General features: G+C 56.9%; 25 protein-coding genes. 6 read left to right on the top strand and 19 right to left on the bottom strand.

Annotated elements, in window-relative coordinates; all coding sequences use genetic code 11:
* Positions 1-7 precede the first annotated feature (7 nt).
* From LG327_RS05615 to LG327_RS05605, 3 genes are all read right to left on the bottom strand, one after another.
* Complete coding sequence (locus LG327_RS05615) at positions 8-754, bottom strand: substrate-binding periplasmic protein (protein ID WP_404366943.1); 747 nt, start codon at positions 752-754, stop codon at positions 8-10.
* Between the two features lie 97 nt (positions 755-851).
* Positions 852-1943, bottom strand: coding sequence for a calcium/sodium antiporter (locus LG327_RS05610; protein WP_404366940.1), 1092 nt, complete (start codon positions 1941-1943; stop codon positions 852-854).
* 117 nt (positions 1944-2060) lie between these two features.
* Complete coding sequence (locus tag LG327_RS05605; protein WP_404366937.1) at positions 2061-2957, bottom strand: mechanosensitive ion channel domain-containing protein; 897 nt, start codon at positions 2955-2957, stop codon at positions 2061-2063.
* A 144-nt stretch (positions 2958-3101) separates the two neighbouring features.
* Between LG327_RS05605 and LG327_RS05600 the strand changes: the two genes are divergently transcribed.
* Positions 3102-3680 carry an HdeD family acid-resistance protein gene (locus LG327_RS05600; RefSeq protein ID WP_404366934.1) on the top strand — a complete coding sequence of 193 codons (579 nt, stop codon included), beginning with the start codon at positions 3102-3104 and terminating at the stop codon, positions 3678-3680.
* A 33-nt stretch (positions 3681-3713) separates the two neighbouring features.
* Here the strand turns inward: LG327_RS05600 and LG327_RS05595 are convergent, their stop codons facing one another.
* From LG327_RS05595 to LG327_RS05585, 3 genes are all read right to left on the bottom strand, one after another.
* Positions 3714-5201: a M17 family metallopeptidase gene (locus tag LG327_RS05595; protein ID WP_404366931.1), complete on the bottom strand. Its 1488-nt coding sequence runs from the start codon at positions 5199-5201 to the stop codon at positions 3714-3716.
* A 122-nt stretch (positions 5202-5323) separates the two neighbouring features.
* Positions 5324-6013 (bottom strand): aspartate/glutamate racemase family protein, encoded by a 690-nt coding sequence (locus LG327_RS05590; protein ID WP_404366928.1) that lies wholly within the window; start codon positions 6011-6013, stop codon positions 5324-5326.
* A gap of 71 nt (positions 6014-6084) precedes the next feature.
* Positions 6085-6399 carry an antibiotic biosynthesis monooxygenase family protein gene (locus LG327_RS05585; RefSeq protein ID WP_404366926.1) on the bottom strand — a complete coding sequence of 105 codons (315 nt, stop codon included), beginning with the start codon at positions 6397-6399 and terminating at the stop codon, positions 6085-6087.
* 130 nt (positions 6400-6529) lie between these two features.
* On the opposite strand from LG327_RS05585, the gene LG327_RS05580 reads away from it, so the two are divergent.
* Entirely contained in the window at positions 6530-6754 is a 225-nt protein-coding gene (locus LG327_RS05580) for a hypothetical protein (protein ID WP_404366923.1), read from the top strand.
* A gap of 288 nt (positions 6755-7042) precedes the next feature.
* Here the strand turns inward: LG327_RS05580 and LG327_RS05575 are convergent, their stop codons facing one another.
* Positions 7043-7795 (bottom strand): BON domain-containing protein, encoded by a 753-nt coding sequence (locus tag LG327_RS05575; RefSeq protein ID WP_404366920.1) that lies wholly within the window; start codon positions 7793-7795, stop codon positions 7043-7045.
* Between the two features lie 270 nt (positions 7796-8065).
* Between LG327_RS05575 and LG327_RS05570 the strand changes: the two genes are divergently transcribed.
* Positions 8066-8242 (top strand): hypothetical protein, encoded by a 177-nt coding sequence (locus LG327_RS05570; protein WP_404366917.1) that lies wholly within the window; start codon positions 8066-8068, stop codon positions 8240-8242.
* Here LG327_RS05570 and LG327_RS05565 read toward each other — a convergent pair.
* From LG327_RS05565 to LG327_RS05535, 7 genes are all read right to left on the bottom strand, one after another.
* Complete coding sequence (locus LG327_RS05565; RefSeq protein WP_404366914.1) at positions 8218-8439, bottom strand: amphi-Trp domain-containing protein; 222 nt, start codon at positions 8437-8439, stop codon at positions 8218-8220. The genes LG327_RS05570 and LG327_RS05565 overlap by 25 nt on opposite strands.
* Before the next feature lie 57 nt (positions 8440-8496).
* A complete protein-coding gene (locus LG327_RS05560; protein ID WP_404366911.1) occupies positions 8497-9063 on the bottom strand; it encodes an MgtC/SapB family protein in 567 nt (188 codons plus the stop codon).
* A 100-nt stretch (positions 9064-9163) separates the two neighbouring features.
* Positions 9164-9568 (bottom strand): acyl-CoA thioesterase, encoded by a 405-nt coding sequence (locus tag LG327_RS05555; RefSeq protein WP_404366908.1) that lies wholly within the window; start codon positions 9566-9568, stop codon positions 9164-9166.
* A gap of 55 nt (positions 9569-9623) precedes the next feature.
* On the bottom strand, positions 9624-10046 hold the full coding sequence (locus LG327_RS05550) for an MAPEG family protein (RefSeq protein ID WP_404366905.1): 423 nt from the start codon (positions 10044-10046) through the stop codon (positions 9624-9626).
* Between the two features lie 33 nt (positions 10047-10079).
* Positions 10080-10823, bottom strand: coding sequence for a ParA family protein (locus tag LG327_RS05545; protein WP_404366902.1), 744 nt, complete (start codon positions 10821-10823; stop codon positions 10080-10082).
* Positions 10820-11242 carry a thiol-disulfide oxidoreductase DCC family protein gene (locus LG327_RS05540; RefSeq protein WP_404366900.1) on the bottom strand — a complete coding sequence of 141 codons (423 nt, stop codon included), beginning with the start codon at positions 11240-11242 and terminating at the stop codon, positions 10820-10822. The genes LG327_RS05545 and LG327_RS05540 overlap by 4 nt, the downstream gene beginning before the upstream one ends.
* A 169-nt stretch (positions 11243-11411) precedes the next feature.
* On the bottom strand, positions 11412-13055 hold the full coding sequence (locus LG327_RS05535; RefSeq protein ID WP_404366897.1) for a methyl-accepting chemotaxis protein: 1644 nt from the start codon (positions 13053-13055) through the stop codon (positions 11412-11414).
* A 277-nt stretch (positions 13056-13332) separates the two neighbouring features.
* On the opposite strand from LG327_RS05535, the gene LG327_RS05530 reads away from it, so the two are divergent.
* Both LG327_RS05530 and LG327_RS05525 read left to right on the top strand, forming a co-directional pair.
* Positions 13333-15093, top strand: a complete 1761-nt coding sequence (locus LG327_RS05530) for a GGDEF domain-containing protein (RefSeq protein ID WP_404366895.1) — start codon at positions 13333-13335, stop codon at positions 15091-15093.
* 180 nt (positions 15094-15273) lie between these two features.
* Positions 15274-15489, top strand: coding sequence for a hypothetical protein (locus LG327_RS05525; RefSeq protein ID WP_404366892.1), 216 nt, complete (start codon positions 15274-15276; stop codon positions 15487-15489).
* A 153-nt stretch (positions 15490-15642) separates the two neighbouring features.
* On the opposite strand, the gene LG327_RS05520 is transcribed toward LG327_RS05525, so the two are convergent.
* From LG327_RS05520 to LG327_RS05505, 4 genes are all read right to left on the bottom strand, one after another.
* Complete coding sequence (locus LG327_RS05520) at positions 15643-16938, bottom strand: cation:proton antiporter (protein ID WP_404366890.1); 1296 nt, start codon at positions 16936-16938, stop codon at positions 15643-15645.
* A 121-nt stretch (positions 16939-17059) separates the two neighbouring features.
* The gene (locus tag LG327_RS05515) at positions 17060-17350 is read right to left on the bottom strand and encodes a hypothetical protein (RefSeq protein WP_404366887.1); all 291 of its coding nucleotides are present in this window, start codon (positions 17348-17350) and stop codon (positions 17060-17062) included.
* 246 nt (positions 17351-17596) lie between these two features.
* Positions 17597-19198, bottom strand: a complete 1602-nt coding sequence (locus tag LG327_RS05510) for a diguanylate cyclase domain-containing protein (protein ID WP_404366884.1) — start codon at positions 19196-19198, stop codon at positions 17597-17599.
* Positions 19199-19256: 58 nt separating this feature from the next.
* Positions 19257-19451, bottom strand: coding sequence for a putative inorganic carbon transporter subunit DabA (locus LG327_RS05505; protein WP_404366882.1), 195 nt, complete (start codon positions 19449-19451; stop codon positions 19257-19259).
* A 43-nt stretch (positions 19452-19494) separates the two neighbouring features.
* Here LG327_RS05505 and LG327_RS05500 point away from each other — a divergent pair, with 43 nt between their 5' ends.
* Positions 19495-19644: a hypothetical protein gene (locus tag LG327_RS05500; RefSeq protein WP_404366879.1), complete on the top strand. Its 150-nt coding sequence runs from the start codon at positions 19495-19497 to the stop codon at positions 19642-19644.
* 16 nt (positions 19645-19660) lie between these two features.
* Here the strand turns inward: LG327_RS05500 and LG327_RS05495 are convergent, their stop codons facing one another.
* On the bottom strand, positions 19661-20950 hold the full coding sequence (locus LG327_RS05495) for a DUF2254 domain-containing protein (RefSeq protein WP_404366876.1): 1290 nt from the start codon (positions 20948-20950) through the stop codon (positions 19661-19663).
* Between the last annotated feature and the right edge of the window lie 102 nt (positions 20951-21052).

Genomic DNA, 21052 nt, shown 5'->3' with positions numbered 1-21052 from the left:
GAGGAGGTCAGCCGGCATCCGCGGTTGGAAGCCAGCGTTCATGGATGCGCTGGTATTCGCCGTTCTGGAAAATGATTTCGAGCCCCTGCTGAAACAGGGTGGCAGCCTCCTCGCCATCAGGGTGTGTCCTGGAGAAAAACGCGTGCAGAGGCACTTCTTCAATCAGGCCAACAATTTCCAGCCGGCCATCGAGAACAGGAGCAGAGGATGACTGGACAATTTCATGCCCTATCAGCTCTGTCACCAAAGCATAGTTCGAGCGCCCAATTGCCAGCATCTGCATGCTGCTGGCATCGGAGGGCGCTTCTATCTTCTTCACGCTCTCATTCTGGTCGATGGCGTCCGTGTAAAAGAAACCCCGGGTAATGGATACCTTTTGGCCTTCCATGTCCTTCGCTGAGAGCCCGGTTTCCGATTCTCCCTTTCTTGCCCAGATCACAAGGCGCACGATATCAAGGGGTGTTTCGTGCCAGAAGAAGGCTGACCTGTTGGAATCATCAATGGAGCCCGCGAAGCCTCCCAGGGCCTGCCCCCTTTCCACCATCATCAGTACCCTTGAATAGGGGCGGATAATGAAATCAACCTCCACGCCAACCGCTGCAAAAGCTGCTCTGGCAAGATCAGGAACCATCCCAACCAGCTCGCCGTCTACCTGGGCAGAATAGGGGTAGTAATCATCCTCGGCGGCCAGGGTGTATGCCTGGACAGGTACACTCGCAAGAAAAATCAGCAAGACAGCAAGGCGAAACAGCATATTCATCCTTATTACAGCAGAACCCCTATTGCAGCAGAACCCCTCAAATAAGGTTTCCAAGGGCACAAAAAACTCAGTGTAAAGACCTCCCGCCTCATCATGAGAGCTTCTTTGTGTCGCCCCGCATCTGCCGCATGACCACAATGGCCAGAGTGATGGCGGTGAGAGGAACAACAAAGTACAGCATGGCAGCGCTGAACTCCGGCAGAGCATCGTGATGGGAGGCAGCCAGGATCAGATAAAGGGTATAAGCCACATAGTAGCCAAGCAAGAGCCCACCTTCCTTCCGGTCAATAATTCCGCCGGTGAAAAATATCGGCAGGCAGGCGAAAGCAACGGCAATCATGACGGGCATGTCGAACGCAAGAACGGACGGGGCAACCGCTATACCTTCCGGCGCAATGATACTGGCAATACCCAGAACGCCCATGATGTTGAAGATGTTGCTGCCCACCACATTGCCCACGGCGATATCACGCTCACCGCGCAGGGCAGCGATAATTGATGTCACAACTTCCGGCAGGGAAGTGCCGGCGGCCACGATAGTCAGGCCCACCACCAGTTCACTCACCCCCAGGTGCTGGGCGAAGGCGACAGCGCTGTCCACCAGCCAGCGGGAACCCAGAACCAGCAGGACCAGACCCACCACCACCAGGCCGAGGTTCTTCCCCCAGCCACCTGACTCCGGGCCATCTCCCAGCCCCGGAATGCCTTCAAGCTCCGCCTTCCCGGCGGCTTCATTACGTTCGCGGCGGCTCTGGATGATCAGGAAGGACACATAGACGACCAGTCCGGTCACCAGAAGCAGACCGTCAATCCAGCCGATGGCGCCGTCCAGTGAAAACAGCAGGACGATCACCGACAGGCCGATCATCAAGGGCACGTCAATCCGTATCAGCTGCTGCGAGACGATCAGCGGCACAATCAGGGCCGACACGCCAAGAATGAACAGCACGTTGAAAATGTTACTGCCAACAACGTTGCCCAGGGCAATATTGGCCTGGCCGGACAGTGCCGACTCAATACTCACCGCCAGTTCCGGCGAGCTGGTGCCGAAGGCCACCACCGTCAGGCCAATAACCAGGGGCGCGATACCAAAGGCGGCAGCCATTCGGGAAGCGCCCCGCACGAGGGCTTCGGCACCGACAATCAGGAAAACAATACCCACTACAAACAGCAGAATTGCCATGGCCTTACTAACCTCGAGTTATCCGGAATGTCGGGGGAAGGAGCAGGATCAGATTAGCCTTAACCGCAAAAGGAAGATTGTGAGTACAAACCGGTGGGTACGGCCAGGCCTTGAGAATCACTTTTCCTCCTCATCCGGCATTTCCTCAGCAGCGGCCTTCTCTGTCTTTTTGCTGGAAAACTCATTATTGCCAAATACCTCGGCCAGGATGCTCTGTTCGAGATAGCTTCTCTGGCCGGATTTGACCGGCAGCCGCACAATCAGGTGAATTTCTCCCGCCACCGGCGCCTGGATGGTGACCCTTGGATCCACTGAGGGCACTTCCAGGCCGCGCTGGGCGCCGAATTTGCTCATGTACTTGCGGACCTGTTCGAGATACGGAAGACAATGGCGGTTTGCCGCCTCCAGGAAGGCAGTCTGGGCAGAGCGCCAGTCATCCTCACGCTTGAAAGGCACCACAAATACATGGAAGTCGTAATGATCGGTGAAACTTTCGTTTATGACCGGCTCGGCAACAAACAGGGCATTGGGTATGACGATCATCCGCCCGGTACGCTGATGGCTGGTTTTGCCTGGCCCCACTTCAAGGATGGTGGTCGCCAGAAGACTCTGATCAATAACATCTCCACGAAACTCCTTCACCTGGATACGATCCCCCAGATTGAACGAACCCGCCCCGCTCTTTAACAGCGAACCCGTGATACAGAGAATCAGCTCCTTGGTGGCCACCACAAAGGCCACGGCGATCGCGACAATGGACAGTGCCAGGGCTCTTATCTGGTCACCCCAGATGAGAACCAGGCCGAGGAGACCGAGAAGGAGAAAGCCGTTGCGGAAATTCACCAGCAAGCGGCCCCGCAATTCAGACGAAGCCACCGTCCGCCGGATGAACCTGGCCGTCAGGGTGCGAAGGATAATGATGACCACAACCAGCAGGGTTGTATTCACCACAAGGCTAAGCATGGAGTCGGGAAACGTAAAGTTCTCCGGCAGCCAGGGAATACTTTCGAGCATCGTGTGTTCCTGTTTTTCTTGACTGTAACTGGTTCGCAGATTACCACAGCCAGGCGGGTTGAAATGCATGGCTGCAACGCAATAGAAGTTTCAGGGGCTGCGAATCCGAAGCCGAACGATTTGACGCTGGAACGGAGATAAAGGATGAAAACCGAAAGCCGTCATTACGAAGTCAGGGTCCAACATAATCTGCTGGATGACATCCGTAACCGCAGCGGCTGGTTCACCGCCATTGGCGTTATTTTTCTGGTACTGGGGATCGCTGCCATTGCCTTTCCCTGGACTGCGGCCCTGTCGCTGGACCTGGCCATTGGAACCATTCTGGTCATAGCCGGTGCTGTCCAGGCCGCACAGTCTCTGTCCGGACCCAGAGGAACAACCTTTATGCCCAGCCTTGCCCTGGGCATCCTGGCTCTCGTCATAGGCGCCCTGATGCTGTTCTTCCCCCTGGCCGGCGCCATCACCCTGGCTTCACTGGTGATGTTCTTTCTGCTGCTAACCGGCACCATCAAGACCCTCTTTGCATTTCAGGTGCGCCCTGTCACAGGCTGGGGCTGGATCCTCGCCAGCGGCCTGCTCTCCCTGGCTCTTGGCTTTCTGATCCTGTTCCAGTTCACCGCTACCAATGTGCCCTGGATTCTTGGTCTGTTGCTGGGTGTGGATTTCCTCTTCACTGGCGTATGGATTCTGATGCTGGTAGCCAGCGCCCGCCGCCTCTCCTGAACGCGGTCGCCAGCGCCGGCAACCGGCCAGGGATCACTCCTGGGCCATTTTTTCCAGCCATTGAACTCCAAACCGCACGCCAAAACCCTGGAGATCGGTCGGAATCTGGGCAAGGCCGCCTTTGTGGGTGCCGGAGGACGCCATGTCCACATGAACCCAGCCAATATCCTCACCGACGAACCGCCCCAGAAAACGGGCGGCGTAGAGATGGTCGCCCGCACCGGTGGTGCGGCACTGAAGCGTATCTGCCACACTGGATTCCAGATCCTCGTCGTAATCATCTTCGTAAGGCATGGGCCAGACGCGTTCGCCGCACTGCTCACCCGCCTGGATCAGAGGCTCCACCCACTCTCGCCGGTTGGTGATCGCCCCCGCCATCCTCTGGCCAAGGGCAGACACCACGGCACCGGTGAGGGTGGCGTAGTCCAGAATGGCCCGTGGTTTTTCCCGGCTTGCCAGCGCCAGGGTGTCCGCCAGCACCATCCGGCCTTCGGCGTCGGTATTGATGAGCTCGATGGTGGTGCCATTGAGGGCGGTGATCACATCGTTGCATTTGACCGCTTTCGGGCCTATGTGGTTCTCCGCCAGTGCCAGCCAGCAGTCGACGGGCTGGTCGAATTTCAGCCGTGTCAGAGCCAGGAATGTACCCAGCGCTACCGCACTGCCCTGCATGTCGCCATGCATTCCCAGCATGCTACCGCCCACCTTGAGGTTGGTGCCGCCAGTGTCGAAACAGATGCCCTTGCCTACAACCGCAAGTGGCTGACCCTGCGCGCCCTCGGGGCGGTAGCGCAGATGCAGGATGCCTGCATCCTGGTTTGGGCTAGCCTCGATGACCGACAGAAAAGCACCGGCACCAAGCTCTTTCAGCCGCTCGACATCGATAAAATCGGTTTCCCAGCCCTCCTCCTGCGCCAGGGACTCTACATAGCCACGGTAAATTGCCGGGGTCAGATAGTTACCGGGCAGCTGGGTCAGCCAGCGGGCGAGATTGTTGCCTTCGGCGGTTGCTTCGGCGTTGCGGAAATCCGCTTCCCCGAGATCGCCGAAAAAGTGAAGGGCCTTTAACGGTGACGCTTCCGACGGGGCTTCGGTAATTTTTGGCAAAGCGAATATGTCGGCGTGAACAGCGGCTACCAGCGCCTCTGCCATCGCAGCCGTCGCCGACGCATCCTCGAGAAGTGACACTACGTTGATCTGTTCCGGCCGATCCTTCAGAAGAGGCCCCACCAGTTTCCGCGCCAGGGTCAGAGCCTTGAAACAGCTGGCGCCGCCTGTCACAGAACCAACGGAAATGCGCTCGCCGCCGGGGCCGGAAAGCACAACCGGGTTCGCTTTGTCCGGGAATGCACCCAGGCGGCGGCCGAGGAAATCGCCCCATGGCGTCTGTCCGACCGCCTCCCGCTGCCCCTCGGGTACCAGAATCACCACACCATCACCTTCGGCAAACTCCCAGGAGGCAGGAATCCCGTCATTTCTTTTCAACTGGATAAGGGGAAACTTCGGAATTGTCGGTTTCATAGCTACGCCCTCAAAATGGATGAGAGCCTGGAGCCGTGACAGCCGGTACTCTCATTGAGTGAATGTCACTGGAATATCCAACACTAGCATACGGGGCCCGGCAGCACAGGCTGAGACCGGTTTTAGTCGATAGCCCGGGCCACCGCCTGAGCAGCATGTATCTCAGTGGTGTCATAGAGGGGCACCCTGGTGTCCGAAGACTGAATCAGGAGGCCGATCTCGGTGCAGCCAAGCACCACCGCCTCTGCGCCCCGCCTCGCCATTGCTTCGACCACTTCAAGGTAGGCTTCTCTGGATTCTTCCCGGACCACGCCCTGGCAAAGCTCCTGATAGATTACATCATGAATCAGCGCCCGGCCTTCTTCATCCGGCACAAGCACCTGGATTCCACTGGCCTCCAGCCTCTCCCGATAGAAGGCCTGCTCCATGGTGAATCTGGTTCCCAGCAGCCCAACCCTGGCAACGCCATCTCTGGTCAGGACCTCTGCGGTGGCATCGGCTATGTGAAGAATGGGGATATCAATCTCCGCCTGAATCTGTGGGACCACCTTGTGCATGGTGTTGGTGCAGATAATCAGAAAATCGGCTCCGCCTGCCTTCACAGCCCCGGCCGCCCGGGCGAGGATTTCGGCCATCCTGTCCCAGTCCCCCTGACGCTGCAGCGCCTCGATTTCCGCAAAATCCACGCTGTACATGAGGATTCTGGCGGAGTGAAACCCGCCCAGCGCTGCGTTGATGCCCTGATTGATCGCCCGGTAATAGCTCTGGGTTGATTCCCAGCTCATGCCCCCGAGCATGCCGATGGTTTTCATCCTTGCCTCCTTGTGTTGCGCTTCCATAAGGACCCGGCACTAACTGCCATGGACATTGTGCAGGCGGCCAGCTAACGTTCCGGGGGTATTACCATCCACTCCGGCTCTTCGAATTCCCCGATGGGACGGATATCACAGAAAGCCGCGGCGCTGCGGATGATCTCAGCAACCTCCGGATCATGCCTGGCCTCCATGGCGTCCCGGTGCGCCTTGGTCTCCCAGTGGGCTATGGCAATCAGGACCTTCGGATCACCGATCTTACGGTGCAGCTCCGTACCCTTGGCCCCCGGCGCACGCTGGATGATCTCGCTGGCACGGACCCAGGCATCGGCGTATTCCTCTGCAGTGTGGCCTTCCCTGATATGAACCTCGAACATGTACTTCATCCGTGACTCCTCTGCTGAATTTGGGTGTAATCTTCTGAACGCCATCATCAGCCTTCATTCACATCCTGCCCGGCAACCGCTAATACTGCATCAGAACATCCGGGGAGCTATAGGCGGAGGACCAGCGACCATGAGTGACTGGAGCATATACACCAACCTGCCAGATGTACGGGATGGACTCAACGTGAAGGAGCGAACTGTGCTTTTCTGTCTGAGGGAACTGCAGAATGCCCGCGACGGCCGGAACGTTCCGACCGCCATGCTCTACGGCCGGGTTGTCGAGCATGTCGACATGAGCGTCGACGAACTGCAGGCCATACTGCAGCGGTTTGTCGGCGTCCACGGGGGACACTGAGCGGCCCCGGGCGCGACTGCATCAATGCAGGAGGCTGGAAGATACACAGCCAGAAAACCAGATCCGGATTTCGCACAGCATAGTCACAGCAAGCTGTAACAACGATTTTGCCCCGGTGTCTATTGGAGTGAGGAAAACGCTGATCAGCTTCTGATCAGTTTGCGCTTACAAAACAGCACAAGGGGGTGCCAGCAATGAAAACTCCCGGCTCAACCCGGAGATGAGAGCGGGCTCTGAGCTTGCGTCAGAGCCCGCTACATTCAGACGGTGGAAATGATGCCCGATCAGTCAGGCGGGCTCAGATCCCTTGACTGACACACGGTCAACCACATCCCAGACACCGGACACCGACCAGACATCCATAACTGCATATTTTTTCATCATATCATCAGCGGCCAGGCCCTCAATTTGCACAACGTGGTCTGAAGTTCTCGTGTGGAACTGATCCGCGTCAAGGGTGGGGTCTTTTTCGAGGACAATGCGGACGGCATCGTTGATCTCGTCGTCGGAGTCTTCCTCGTCCGGCATTACTGCCAGCTGATTCTCCACGGTTTCGCAGCCATACACCCACCAGGTCATAGCCTCGGCGACCCGTCTGTGCGTCAGGCTGCCGACCGAACCCTTGAGGGTTACCTTCCCATCGTCCACATGAACAATGATCTCATGGCTGCCAGGACCGGAGTCACGGATGGTTTCAACCCTGTTTCCTGTTTCGGCGCCCAGGGTATATTCCAGGAACATCGACTCCATGGACAGCCAGTCCATCACTTTGTCCCGGATCTGGCGATCGCCCTGCTTCTCCACCGGTTCCCGGCGGAGCCTGTCGTCAACGGACAAGTGCTGCCCTACCAGGCTTTCGGCCAGAACCCGGGCGCGCCGCTTGGCAGCAACATGCTCCACAGTACCGTCCATCACCAGCCGGCCATCTTCACTTCTGAACTCTACCGGGTAACTGTGCAGATTGATCCATGGATCACGCTCAAAAGCTGCCTGCAGCCTGTCAATTACCTCATCAACCTGAATGGCTGGGTTATCGAACATAGGACCTCCTTCCATAAAGTCGTGTGTATCGATTAACTGCGCGGCTTTGACCATCGCCTCGCAATCCGCACCTCTATGTATATGTGGCCTGATTACTATGGCCTCAACCGTCTAGCCGGAATGTTTGTTCTGACTTGCGCCGGCCTGCCACTTGAATATTCCAGGCCAGGCCTTCAGGTCTATGGCGCGCTGACAAAAATCGTGCAGGGGTCGGTCTGACTCGGGAGATCACAGCCATGGAATACAGTCGCCTGGGTAGCATCCAGGCCGGTGGTCACTGCGCCCATCGTCGGAGCCAGCAGAGAGAAACACCTCGACGATGCGCTGACAGCTCTGCAAGTAGAGCTTACCCGGGAGGAAAAGACATTCTGGGGCCGCCGTACAGGCCACATGAGGTTTCAGGTGAGGAGCGTTGTTGCCAGCTACCCAAGCTGCCATTTGATCTGAAACTCGATCTCTTCCTCTTCCTCGGATCTCTCGTGCTCGATATTGAATCTGGCCCTTACAGGGACGTAAATCCGCTCCCCGGAGATCTGTATTTCAAATCGGTCACCGTTCTCAATGGCATCCGCAAGGCGGCGCAGCTTGGCCACGAACTCTGCCTTGGGATAGTCCTTTTCTATATCTCTTTCGGGTCTGGACATGATGTTCTCTCACTCTCGGTTTTTGCTCAAATGCTTCCATAATTCCGGAAAACCCTCTCAGGTTCTTTCATCAGAGTTACGAATCTGGGCTTCGGCGGGGCTCTCATCTGCGTCTTTTCCGGAAGCTGAATCCGCGGATTTCCTCCGACGTATCGAGCGTGAGAAGAATGGCACTACATAAAGCACGAGCCAGGCCAGAAGAGTACACAGAATGGCAGTCTGCTCACGCCCCAGGCCAACGGCTACACCTATGGCTGCTGTGAACCAGATCCCCGCCGCGGTGGTAAGGCCGGTGGAGCCCCGTTCGTCCTTGCCCGTGATGATTGATCCGGCGCAAAGAAAGCCGATACCCGCAATCACGCCCTGAATAACACGGCTCATTTCCGAATCACTGATCCCGCTCTGCTCTGGAATCAGTATGAACAGGGCAGCCCCCATGCAGACCAGCATGTGAGTTCGCACTCCAGCAGCCTTGCCACGCTGCTCCCGTTCAAGCCCGAGCAGACCCCCGAGAAGGGCAGCCACCAGCAGCCTGATCACTACAACAACGAATTCACCCAGATCATTAAGGTCCGAAAATTCGGCAACTATCGTATTGCCTATCAGCTCCACTGCTTCATTCATGCGGACCACGTCTGTGCTGGAAAGAAACCCAGCTTAGCAGATCCTTCACCTTTGGCTGCAGCGCCTTAACGGTGCTTTCGGAGAAAACCAGGCGGAAACGTCAGGAACCAGCCTCGGCAATAACATGCTCAGCCAGCTGTGCCCGGACATTTTCCGGAATCGGCACAGCCTTTTGGGTTTTGTAGTCGAAATGAATCAACACTGTCAGGCCCCGGGCGATCCGGGCGCCGCTCTGAAACGCTTCCTGGATCACATGAAATGAAGAGTTGCCAATTCTGCCAATACCGGTGGTGATCTCAACAGGCTTGTCCCAGTAGCTCTGGGCCATCAGGTCTATTTCCAGCCGGGCAACGATCAGCGGCCAGGTTTTGGGCTCCAGGGACGGATGAAAGATCTCGAATATCGGCTTACGGGCCTGCTCAAACCAGACCGGCAGAACAGTATTGGTGATGTGACCGAGAGCGTCGGTATCGCTGAAACGCGGCTCCAGCTCGAAATGAAACATTGTGCCTCTCCTGGGTGGAAAACCGGACATTATACACCTGCCAGCGGCCTGTTTTTCAGGGCAGGGCCAGAAGAATTTCCACCGCCAGCCCAACCAGACAGACCACCCCGACGCCGAAGAAGATCGTCCTCCAGGGCTGCATGGCAGCCAGGTAGCTCACGGTATGCAGTACCCGGGCAGCGGTAAATATGATAAACCACCAGGCCACTGCTCCCGGCGCGGCTCCCGTCCAGAGACAGGCCGCCCCCAGGGCGAAAAAGATGGGAATATTCTCCAGATCGTTAAGCCAGGCCTTTGCCCCGCGCTGCACCTCGGGCAGTTCTTCCGCCACAGGCTTCACCCCGACAAAGGCCGCATCCTCCGGCGTTTTGTAACTGGCCTTGGTGATCCGGTGAAATGCCTGGTAAAGCGACAGGCCGAACATTTTCAGAAAAAGAATAATTGTGCAGACTGCGTACCAGTAGATCGCTTCATTCATCGCATCGGCTCCGCTTTGGTCAAAACATCATGTCTAGCCGATAATGCCACGGATCTCCTGCCAGAGCCGCCGGTAGGCATCAGCCGCTATCGAAGCCGGTGCCAGCCTCTCTACCGGAGCGCCCTTCTCACCCATTTTTTCAACGACGCTGGCATTGGGAATGATGGTCCTGAGCCCCGAAGGAAGATGCTTCTCGCGGGCATCAATCAACTCCCGGTGCAGTGATTTACGACGGTCAGCCAGGGAGTAGAAGGGATGAAGCCTTGATGGTTTGAGCTTTTTGTCTGTGGCAAATGCCTGCAGCTGATTCCAGCTGTTGAGCGACAGCCAGGTTGGGATAACCGGGACAAAGGTCGCGTCAGATGCTTTCAGAACCTGCTCTGACAGCCTTGAAAGTGACGGCGGGCAGTCCAGAATAACGAGGCTGGTGTCTTCGGAGAGGGGCGCCAGCCATTCCTTTATCAGATTGTTGCTGTCGGACTGTTCCAGCCTGACATCCAGGTTGCGGAAACTGGTATGGGATGGAATAAATTCCAGATTCGGGTACTCGCTCTGATGAATGAACTCCGCTATCGGAGATTTACCCTTTATCAAAGCTGAGAGCTTGTGGCCGGAAACGTCTTCCGTCCCTGCCAGATACCAGCTGGACGCACCCTGGGGATCCAGGTCCCAGAGCAGCGTGGAAACACCCGCCTGGCTTGCGAGGTAAGCGATATTGACCGCAGCTGCTGTTTTGCCAACGCCCCCCTTGAGACTGTAAAAAGCGATCGTTCTCATGTTTCGCGAACTCCGGGGAACCGATCCCTGACTTCTCTGGACGGAACCATGCATTTCTTCCTCTTCCCGAAGAGCCGGTAGCGGTGTCTGGCAAAGACGCGATAGAAATAATCACGGACGGGCCTGGGGATAATCCTGAAGACGTTGAACAGCCACCACAGACCCTTCAGGTCCTTCGTGATTTCCAGCACTGCATCCGTCCGGACGTAACCGCGACCATTCTTGAGAAGAACGAGGGTATCCACGCCTGCATCTCCACCCTGCTCTATGCCGTGGCCCGACATGAGTTCCCGCCCCAGTTCTGTCTGGATCGGCACAAATGCAAATTTGCCCTCCGGGTCCCGGGCGATGATGAAGTTCACGGCGCGGTTGCAGAAATTGCAGACCCCATCAAAGATCACGATGTGACGATTATCCATGTTCAGTCAGACTCCCCGTCCAGGCTCGACCTCGAGCCAGGTTACTCATCCTGACGAATGCGTCATGCCATGGTCAACCGGTCATGGTGCTGAAGGCCTGTGAGCGAGGCTGAAGGCATCCCGGACGCTCTCAGAGCGCCGGGCCAGCCTCCGGTCCGCCCCTTGCCAGTTACTGGTCAGCCGAGGTGCGGAATCGGGATATCATCTGCCGCATCGACAGTGCTTCCTGCCTCAGGGCTTCGCTTATCTCACGGCTACCGGCTACGGTCTGGACGAGAGTGCCGGCATTGGCATCAAGAGCAACAGACCGACGACCGACCCGGCCGACCTCATCCCTCTGCGTCGCCACGGCCTCGCTGATGGTGGTGCTTCGCAATTCCAGATCCGAGAAACGATGGTTCATGGCTACGAGGTGTTCCTTGAGTGTCTCAAGGGTTCGCCGGTTGCCCGTTCCCGCTTCATTCATCTCCAGCAGGAGCCGGTCAACTCCCTCCACGCCCTGAACCAGATCGACAACCCATTGCCGGATCTCACCGGTCGAATCCGCAGTGCGTTTCGATAGTGTTCGCACCTCGTCCGCAACCACCGCAAAACCGCGCCCATGCTCCCCGGCCCTCGCGGCCTCGGTTGCCGCATTCAACGCCAGCAGGTTGGTCTGTTCTGCAATGTCAGCAATCACCCCAATCACTTTTTTGATCTTCCCAGTGGACTCACTCAGAGCATGGATTGACCCGGACACCCGGCTGATCACCTCCACCGTATGCTCCGCCGCGCGCTCGCTGTTTCTCAGGCCTGACTGAATATCCGCGTTGGCGCTGACAGCCTCCCTGACAGTGTCGGCAGATTCCCGGGTCGAGGCCTCAATGGCAGACGCCTGGTTCTCAATGGCCCGCATGGAGTGTGTGACATCCCGGATCTGCTGGCGTGTGGCATCAGAGGCAGTCTCGAGCTCTCTTGCCTGGGCATCAAGTGCTGACGAGCGCTCGTTGACGCTGTGAGACGCAATCCTGATGTCCCCGATGAAGTCTTCGAACCGGCCAACCAGGCGGGTCAGTGCCGTGGTGACCCCAGCCACTTCATCGGAGCCCGTGACTCTGGGCGGATTGGCGAGGTCCGAGTCCTCATCCATTCTCCGGAGGTCAGCTTTGATGCGCTGAAGGCGGAAGATAACGGTGCGCCTCAGCCACAGCGTCATCACAACCACCACCAGCAGGAAGGCGCCGGTGCCCATACTCAAGGAGGACTGCTGGCTGCTGAGGTAATCCAGCAATTCGGTGGATTCCTCACTGATCCTGTCCCGACTCGCCTCTTTGCGGGCGTTGATGCTTTTCAGAACCGGCTCCAGAGCGGGAAAGAGCTCAAAATCCACAAGCTTGCCCGCCTGATAGTAGCTTCGGGCCTCGACTGATTCGCCCAGCGAGTCCAGGAAGGCTCGAACGTCCCTGAACAGGGTCTCGTTTTCGGAAGCCCACTTACTCAGCTGTGGATTATCTTCGATTGCTCGCCAGTTTTCTGGAATTAAGCCGGAAAGTGACGAAAACTCTGCGGCAATTTCATCCCACAGCAATAATTGTCCCTTCACCTTGAAGGAAAGATCCTGCAGTTCTCGCAGGCTCTGTTCCATGTCATTCAGCAGCCATGATTCCGTCAGACGGTTCTGTATCAGCTGCTCAGCAGCGTTTTCCGCCTTTGTAATGATCGACCAGGACAGCGCCGCAAGGGCCGAGAGAGCGAAAACTGAAAGAAATGAGAAGAAAAGGATTCGACTGCGAACGGTTCTTAGCATGATGCCCCCATCAGGTTGTGCGAGCATGCTGCGAAACCAGGATGACAGACCCATTACAAAAGCGCGGAATTCACATTTCTTGACAAAATCATGACGCGGGCACCTTCATGAAAAGCCAGTAATTCGGCGGCCTCGAAATATCACTGTCACAATCCTCACCCATTATGCGTCCGCAATCATGACTGTTGGCACAGCCGGACGTGAATCAGTTGAATGGGCAGGCTCAGCACTTTCGGTGGAGTCACACAGGGCGTGACACGAAATGCTTCCTGCAAAGCCTTTACTGAATTCCGGAGTGCCCAGCATGCAGGACTTTCTCAGCCAGGAACTGAAACGTTTACTTTCTGACCAAGACGTCACCACGCTCTTTCAGCCTATTATTAATACTGATAACAAGAACGTGTTCGGTTATGAAGCACTCAGCCGGGGGCCCTCAGATAGCCCCCTTCATCCGGCCCAGATGCTGTTCGAGACCGCCGAGCGCTGTAACCGCACTCTTGAACTGGAAGCGCTATGCCTTCGCATCGCGGCACGAACATGGTCAGGGCAGGGGGCGCCCCAGAAACTTTTCGTGAATGTCAGTCCGGCAAAACTGATGCCGGCCGAGTTTGAACCCCTTCGGCTGAAAAACCTGCTGGCAGTGAACGGCCTGAAGGCCTCGGACATAGTGATCGAGATTTCCGAGCGCTACCCCACCACCGATCCCTGCGGCCTGCAGAAAACGCTTGCCTGGCTCAGGGCGGAGGGATTTCTGATTGCTATCGACGACCTTGGCAGCGGCTATTCCGGTCTGAAACTCTGGTCGGAGCTCAAGCCGGATTTCGTGAAAATTGATCGGCATTTCATCAGGGACATCCAGGATGACCTGGTGAAGCGGGAGTTTCTCAGATCAGTAGTGGAACTGGCTGACCGCCTGGGCTGCACACTGATCGCCGAGGGCGTCGAGACTGATGCTGAATTCCGTGTGGTCTCGGGCATGGGTATATCCCTTATCCAGGGTTTCCTGTTCGGGCGGCCAAAGCCCATTCCAACGGCGTGCCTGGATCCGCTCGAGGTTCACCCCCTCTTTTCCGGTCAGTTGCCCCAACGGGAAAAAGCCGGGACCCTCTGCACCCATATTGAACCCATCGCCGGAGACGCTACCCTGCAACACGCCTGGGCGCGACTTCAGGACGAGCCGGGTATGTTTGCGCTGCCTGTCGTTGACAATGGGCGGCCCCTGGGCCTCGTTCATAAATGGCGGGTTCTGGAGACGTTCAGCACGCCCTATGGCCGGGCTCTTTACGAAAAACGCCGTGTTTCACAGATGCTGAACTCAGATGCTCTCGTCGTGGATTACGACATGCCCCTGGAGGAGGTCAGTCAGCGTCTGATTGATGACGATGTGCATTATCTGAAACAGCACTTCATTATCACACGGAATGGCGAATACGTCGGACTGGGAGCCACCCGCTCACTCCTCCAGCAGATCACTGCCCGCAAGATCGAAAAGGCACGTTATGCCAATCCCCTGACTCTGCTGCCCGGCAATGTACCCATCCAGCAGGCTCTGGCGACCCGGGCCCGAAATGATATCCCATTCACTCTGATGTACTTCGACATAAACGCCTTCAAGCCTCTCAACGATCTGCTGGGCTATCGGGTTGGGGATCAGGTCATACTCCTGCTGTCCGATCTTCTGCTCGAGCATTTCTGTGCCGATACCGATTTTGTCGGCCACATCGGGGGAGACGACTTCGTCGTCATCACCAGCTCCCATTCTGCAGCATCATTGGCGAGAAGTGTTCAGGGCAGCTTCATTGCAAAGACACGGCACTTTTACACGGCAGATGTGCTGCAAAGCAACTGTGTGGAGTCGGAAGACAGAAACGGTCAGGTCAGCCGCTTTCCGCTGGTATCCCTGTCAGCAGGCCTTGTCGAAGCGGGGCCAGCGGACAGCCGCACTGCGGATCAGCTATCTGATGCCGCGAGTTTTGCCAAAAAACGTGCAAAGACATGTCCCGGGTTCTGCTTCACTGATCCGGCTGCCAAGCCCTGGGTTACCAATCTGGCAGTGAGAGCATAAGGCCTGCGGCGGGGAACGATCTGTCAGGTCGCGAACGCGGGAAGATAGGTAATTCTCGCAGCATAGCCAGATTACCCGATACCCCGCCAGATAAAAGCGCATACTGCCCCACCTGAGCGCAATGCGGAGTCAGAACCGTGAAAAAAGCTGCGAGATCAGGATCATAATCAGGAAGTTTTTATGGCAACTACTCAGTCTGGCAGCAACAACGTGGCAATCGTGGCAATCATCGTGGTTGGCCTGCTCATTGGTGGCGCGGGCATTCTTTTCTACACAGGCGCCATCGGCGGCGGCAACACGACAACGATCGAAGCCCCTGCGGAAAAAGAAAGCGGCCTCAGCCTGAAATTTGAAGACAGCAAAGACGGCATCAAAACCGAAATCACCACTGACTGATCTTCAGTATGAGTCAGTCCAGTGTGCAGGGTCCCAGAGCCCTGCACACTGTCCCGCATCCTTCTGTTCCGACACCCGGAATTATCCAAAGTCCTTTTCAGGCTATTCTTTCCCTGCCCTTTCAGCCTCTCTGGTTCTGCCAACTCTGAATTTTTACGGCCACCATTTTAACATCATCGGCCTGACGGTTAGCCCGTGGATGATGATCGAAAGCACGATAACAACCAGCGTAATATGGATGAACTCCACCGCCAGGTCCTCCGGCAGGCCGAACACAATGGCGAACATCAGATAATAGATTGAACCGATGCCGCGCACGCCAAACCAGCCGACCAGCATCCGCAGCCGCCACGGTGTGCCAGAGCCAAGCAGGCCAAGCAGTACGCTGACCGGGCGAACAACCATAAACAGGAACAGTGCCAGCCCGACGGCCCGGAAGCTCCAGGAGTCAAAAAACAGCATGCCGCCCAGCAGAAGAACGAGCACCAGCTCGGACAGGCGCTCAAGCGGCTCTTTGAACAAAAGGGAACCTTCCGAAATCCGGGGGCTGCGTTCTGGTGTTGACTCACCGGTTTGAATGGAAGTAACGGAAGAATCAGTCACGGCTCCAGCATCTCTGGCCGGCAGATTCGTTCCTGCCAGCCTGAGTTCCGACTGGCGAAGAGAAATGGCTGCGACAAAAACGGCCAGAAACCCCCAGGCTTCCAGCAACAGGCAGATGCCGTAAACCACGCCGATCAGACCCAGGCCAAGAAAGTCATCCAGTAATGGACCTTCGCTACTGAGGAAATGCTGTTTCCTTACAATCTGCGCCAGTAAACGTCCCATCACAAGCCCGACAACAAGGGCGGATACCGTCGCCCACAAGACATCCTTCAGCATCCAGGCGCCCAGCAATTCGTAACTGGTGGGAGCGCTGAGCAGTGCCAGCCCAAGCATGATAAACGGAAAAGCACTGCCGTCATTCATGCCAGCTTCACTGGTCAGGGTGAAGCGTAAAGGGTCTTTATCACCCATGTGCCGGACCTGCACATCGGTGGCCAGCACAGGGTCGGTTGGTGCAAGAATGCCCCCCAGCAGGATGGCGGCCCCCAGGGGGAGAGCGAGAACGTAGTAACCAAATGCAGCCGTCAGGGCGACGCTGATTGTCATGGAGATAAATGCGAGTCGCACCGGGGTATGCCATTCCTGCCACCTGAATGGCACGGGCATTTTCATGCCGGCAATAAACAGGGATACCAGAACCGCAATTTCAGCGAGAACTTCCAGTAAATGCGCCTGTTTTAACGGATTAAAATGGAAGGCGCCAAAAACCGAAGGGCCGAGAACTATCCCGACAGCCAGATAGACAAGGGTCGGTGTGAGGCGGAAACGCTGAAGAATGGGTGAGCGCAACCCCATCATGATCAGGAGGGTACCGATTAATACAAACCAGACGGCCGTGGTCAAAGCTGTTCTCCCGGTGCGGGATCAGTCGTAACGTGGCTCAGGAATGCTGTCTGAGCACGACCTTCAATCCGCAGACAACATCCCACGGATCAAAGGCATCAACTCTGATTCACTTGCAGATTTAGCGTTTCAGTCTCGCGATCGCGTCATTCGCCCCGGATTTCACAGATTCCCAGCCAGATCTCACATTTTCACTGGCGGAGTCCCAGGTTTCTTCGCCAAAGTCTGAGATTTCAGACAGCTTCTTCCTGCCCTCCTCGATTTTGGCTTCAAGGGATTTCAGATTCCTGTTGATGTCCAGTTGGCTGTCGGCGCTGGCGTCCGACGCTTTGGCCTTGAACTTGTCAAAATCTGCTCTCCACTCATCGAGCTGAGCCTGCACTTTCTGCTGGTATAATTCTCTGTTTTTCATGCAATTCCCTTTCAGTGGCTGTGTTCTGGATCCAATGCCGGAAAATCCAGATTGAACGAGCCATTCCAGCTCAGCACGTGGAACTGTGCTTTCGCCCACCGGCTACTGATCAATGTGACAGGTTATCGAGCTAATAACATGGGCGAAGATACACCTACGCCCACTTGGGTCAGAAGCGACCCAGCCGCTCTGCTGGCTGCGCCGGCGGAGCAGGAGCAGGCCGGCTCAGGCCTGTCCGCCCCGGATTCACGCAGCCCTGGCACAGTTCCTTCCTGCCGCTTTTGCCTGATACAGTGCTTCATCCGCGCGGTTGAACAGCTCTTCATAAACAAAAGGAGCTTCTGCAGGCTTCTCGGCAATGCCAATGGACGCGGTGAGGTAGCTGGCAGCACTGGAACGCTCATGGGGAATTGCCCGTTTTCGCACCGCCTCGAGAATGCGCTCTGCTACGGCTTCCGCCCCGGCTCCATCAGTATCAGTGAGCACCAGAATGAATTCCTCGCCACCCCAGCGGGCCAGCAGATCCGTGGCTTTATGGGTATTGTGCTTCATCGTCTCGGCAAGTTCCTGCAGAGCCCGGTCTCCTGCACTGTGGCCATAATGATCGTTGTATTCCTTGAAGTGATCCAGATCCACCACCAGGACACTGCATGGCTGGCTGTCACTGACAGGGCTCCCTGCCATTTTGCGGAGCCTCGATTCAAGAAAGCGCCGGTTGGCCAGGCCAGTCAGCTGGTCGGTATCGCTGAGTTTCTGCAATTTGAGATTGTGGGAAGCCAGCTCCTGCTGCTGGGAATCAATGGTTTCGAGCATTTCATCAAGACGCTGACTGAGTCGCCCCAGTTCGTTGTTGGCCGCCAGGCCGGTTCTGGACCTGTAGTCCCGGGAACGGATAACGTTGCCAACAACCCGGTCCAGGTGGAGGATGGGGTTTATGGTGCTGCGATTCAGCCAGGCGTAGAACAGAATCAGAGCCAGGGTAGCCGTGATCAGCTGCACGAGCAGGCTGCCATTCAGCAGAGCTGCATTGTAGGCGGAGGGGTGTGCGTCTATGCTCAGCGCCATAAAGGGATCTTCATCGATGTCCCGGTATAACAGGCTCAGCTCTCCCTGATGCCGGTTGACCTCCACCTCCCGATCGTAGACCACCTCTGCTTCAACAATTCCGGCCCCCGAAATACCACCACCCGGCTGTGACGCCATTTCCGCCCTGAGAGGCTGCCGCAGTACCGTGGTGAGACTGTCCAGAAACCGCTTGTCGATGAACCGCCAGAAGGTGGCAGTGCCCTGAAACGCTTCCGGCTGGCCAGGCCTCATGATCGACACGCTGACAAAAAGCGCAGGCTGACTGTTTACATAGAAGAAGCCCCGGCGGGTAATCGGGTTTTCCTGCCCGTATTGCTCCTCGGCATCAACCAGCACTGCCTCCCGCGTGCGCTGATCAGGCTTCTCAATCGTCGGAGCCTCCACCGGCTCCAGCTCCGCATCCAGGGTCAGACCCCACACCAGGTCGCCCTCGGCTCCAAAGTAATGGACGCCGTTGATCTGGAGGACATTGAAAAAATCCGGATCATTATAGGTGTCTTCGAGAAATTCAGCGTCAGAGTCCGCCATCCGGATGGTCATCTCCTCCCAGACGGCATTGTCGTAGACAACATTCTGAAGGGCATTGAAAACTGCGTCGGTAGCGGATCTGACACGCTCAAGGTCCTTACGGTCGATGGTGGCCTGCTGATCATCGAGTCGCGGGAGTATGACCAGGTAGCCAATCAGTAACTGGACGGTCAGGATGGCAGCCAGGGCGAGAACCAGGCTCAGAAGAAGTGTCTGACGCAGGCTTGCTTTCATTGAACCCTCGAGTGGATGACCCATTCTTTCAGGTAATATCGCCGAGTATGATGAAAGACTAGCACGTAAAACAAAGAGACCCAGCATTTGCAGGGGGCAGCAGCTTTATGCCCCTGAGCCACCTCCCGCTACCGCCCCACCTCCCCTGAAAATGGCGGCATGCGCTACTCTGGCAGGCAATGGGCAGTTCGAAAAAGCCGGCAAAACCGCGGGTCTGGATCCGCTCATCCTGGGCCTCCAGTGTCTGGCGCATGACCGCGGATCGGGTATCGAAGAAGACCGCCTGAAGCCCCAGAGTGGATTCGTCTGGCCCTGGCCGGGCAAAGGACGAACTGGCCAGCGATAAACTGGTGGAGCACCAGGCGGTGGCGAACATCCACGAACGGTTCTATGCCATTACCGTTGAGCGGGTATTCGCGCCAGAGTTACTGGCCACGTATCAGTAGACCGCACGCGGCATGGTCAGCAAGAGGCGGATTTCGGGGCAGCCGATTCCACAGCCTCCCGCTCCTCCGGTAATTTCAGGGACAGGTCTGCGTACCTGAGGGCCAACTTCGAGTGCGTAATTGCAGCCTGTTCCATATCTCCATGCCCCTGCAGAGTGAGAGAATGAAACGCCTTTTGCAGGCGCACAGCCACCTCCACTGACGATGCGCCATCCCGGGCAATCCCGCTGAAGGCCGCGTCGAACATGCGGGTGAGCGAAACCGCCGGCATCCTTATGCGACCGTATTCCACGGGGGGTTCGTCGCTTTTCTCAGAGGCCTGAGCCCAGCGCACAAAAAGGCGGATCATGGATCCAGTGATATCGATCGCAGTACCTGGGTCATTCACGGCGGGAGACATGGCACGGCTGGCGATCTCGGACAGAACACTCAGGCCGAAACAGGGATCCGACTCAAAGCTTCTCTGACTGGCGATCTCAAACGCCTCAACAATGGTCTTCCGGAGCCCGTCTTTGTCCTGGGGGCCCTGCTCCTCGAAGTAGGCCAGCGGGCTGCCCGGGGTGACAAAGGCGCCCGGAAGAGCACACACGGAAATGGTGCCGTCATTCTTCTCAGCCAGCCGCTGCAGCTTCTCAACGTCTATGTTCTGCACGTATCCGACGGTTTCCGGGTAGATGGCGGTGCCATGGCCCGCAGCGTCTGCGTTGACAGCCCCCAGTGTCGGCCGCTGAGCCTGCATTTTCAATGCGGCATCCGTGGCCGCTTCCACCTTTTCGATGGTATTGCCCATCCGCCCGAGCCTGGCAATCCGATCAACCCAGCGCACGAAACCGAGAATGACCATGGCAAATACAAAGATCGTAATAACAAACAGGACAAACCGTCCAGCCTGGTCGTAATAACCGTTGAGTATCGCAACCAGGGCAACGATGCTGAATATGAACGCCCCAATGAACGTGGACAGGGCGTTTTGTGATACATCGTCAGCGAGCACCAGAGGAAATGAATGCGGTGTTGCGGCGCTGCTTGCGGAGGCGTAGGCCGACACCATTGCCCCGACGGCAAACACCGCAATAACGAGCATACTGGCGGACGTGATCGAAAGCAGGGCCTCGATGGACTCTGAACTTATGTCCGGGAAGGACTGCGCCGTCTCAACATGATCCGCCAGACCGGCAACGAAAGCCGCGACCAGCGACAGAGCGCAGCTTATCAGCGGTTTGAACCAGAGGCGCTCCCGGAGCCGGGCCATAAGGAATCTCGCCCGGCTGTGCAGCCCCAGGGTGGCGCCTGACCCACGGCTCACAATGCCCGGCTTCGATCAGACCAGGTCCCGCAATAGTGCAACAACCTGTCTTCCTGGCGAATCGGGGACTCGTGGGCATCCATGCAGGCATCTCCTCTTGTT

It is taken from the genome of Marinobacter sp., from assembly GCF_044799475.1.
Taxonomy (GTDB): Bacteria; Pseudomonadota; Gammaproteobacteria; order Pseudomonadales; family Oleiphilaceae; genus Marinobacter.
Note: the sequence above shows the minus strand (reverse complement) of the source record. Positions and strands in the feature narration are given on the sequence as shown.

Excerpts from the sequence above, each read along its gene's own strand:
- LG327_RS05515 (WP_404366887.1), bottom strand. The coding sequence starts at position 17,350 with ATGAAAAACAGAGAATTATACCAGCAGAAAGTGCAGGCTCAGCTCGAT.
- LG327_RS05535 (WP_404366897.1), bottom strand. The coding sequence starts at position 13,055 with ATGCTCGCACAACCTGATGGGGGCATCATGCTAAGAACCGTTCGCAGT.
- LG327_RS05615 (WP_404366943.1), bottom strand. The coding sequence starts at position 754 with ATGCTGTTTCGCCTTGCTGTCTTGCTGATTTTTCTTGCGAGTGTACCT.
- LG327_RS05505 (WP_404366882.1), bottom strand. The coding sequence starts at position 19,451 with ATGCGCCAGACACTGGAGGCCCAGGATGAGCGGATCCAGACCCGCGGT.
- LG327_RS05600 (WP_404366934.1), top strand. The coding sequence starts at position 3,102 with ATGAAAACCGAAAGCCGTCATTACGAAGTCAGGGTCCAACATAATCTG.
- LG327_RS05560 (WP_404366911.1), bottom strand. The coding sequence starts at position 9,063 with ATGAATGAAGCAGTGGAGCTGATAGGCAATACGATAGTTGCCGAATTT.
- LG327_RS05550 (WP_404366905.1), bottom strand. The coding sequence starts at position 10,046 with ATGAATGAAGCGATCTACTGGTACGCAGTCTGCACAATTATTCTTTTT.
- LG327_RS05575 (WP_404366920.1), bottom strand. The coding sequence starts at position 7,795 with ATGTTCGATAACCCAGCCATTCAGGTTGATGAGGTAATTGACAGGCTG.
- LG327_RS05525 (WP_404366892.1), top strand. The coding sequence starts at position 15,274 with ATGGCAACTACTCAGTCTGGCAGCAACAACGTGGCAATCGTGGCAATC.
- LG327_RS05540 (WP_404366900.1), bottom strand. The coding sequence starts at position 11,242 with ATGGATAATCGTCACATCGTGATCTTTGATGGGGTCTGCAATTTCTGC.
- LG327_RS05605 (WP_404366937.1), bottom strand. The coding sequence starts at position 2,957 with ATGCTCGAAAGTATTCCCTGGCTGCCGGAGAACTTTACGTTTCCCGAC.
- LG327_RS05595 (WP_404366931.1), bottom strand. The coding sequence starts at position 5,201 with ATGAAACCGACAATTCCGAAGTTTCCCCTTATCCAGTTGAAAAGAAAT.
- LG327_RS05545 (WP_404366902.1), bottom strand. The coding sequence starts at position 10,823 with ATGAGAACGATCGCTTTTTACAGTCTCAAGGGGGGCGTTGGCAAAACA.
- LG327_RS05585 (WP_404366926.1), bottom strand. The coding sequence starts at position 6,399 with ATGAAGTACATGTTCGAGGTTCATATCAGGGAAGGCCACACTGCAGAG.
- LG327_RS05610 (WP_404366940.1), bottom strand. The coding sequence starts at position 1,943 with ATGGCAATTCTGCTGTTTGTAGTGGGTATTGTTTTCCTGATTGTCGGT.
- LG327_RS05555 (WP_404366908.1), bottom strand. The coding sequence starts at position 9,568 with ATGTTTCATTTCGAGCTGGAGCCGCGTTTCAGCGATACCGACGCTCTC.
- LG327_RS05530 (WP_404366895.1), top strand. The coding sequence starts at position 13,333 with ATGCAGGACTTTCTCAGCCAGGAACTGAAACGTTTACTTTCTGACCAA.
- LG327_RS05590 (WP_404366928.1), bottom strand. The coding sequence starts at position 6,013 with ATGAAAACCATCGGCATGCTCGGGGGCATGAGCTGGGAATCAACCCAG.
- LG327_RS05510 (WP_404366884.1), bottom strand. The coding sequence starts at position 19,198 with ATGAAAGCAAGCCTGCGTCAGACACTTCTTCTGAGCCTGGTTCTCGCC.
- LG327_RS05580 (WP_404366923.1), top strand. The coding sequence starts at position 6,530 with ATGAGTGACTGGAGCATATACACCAACCTGCCAGATGTACGGGATGGA.
- LG327_RS05565 (WP_404366914.1), bottom strand. The coding sequence starts at position 8,439 with ATGTCCAGACCCGAAAGAGATATAGAAAAGGACTATCCCAAGGCAGAG.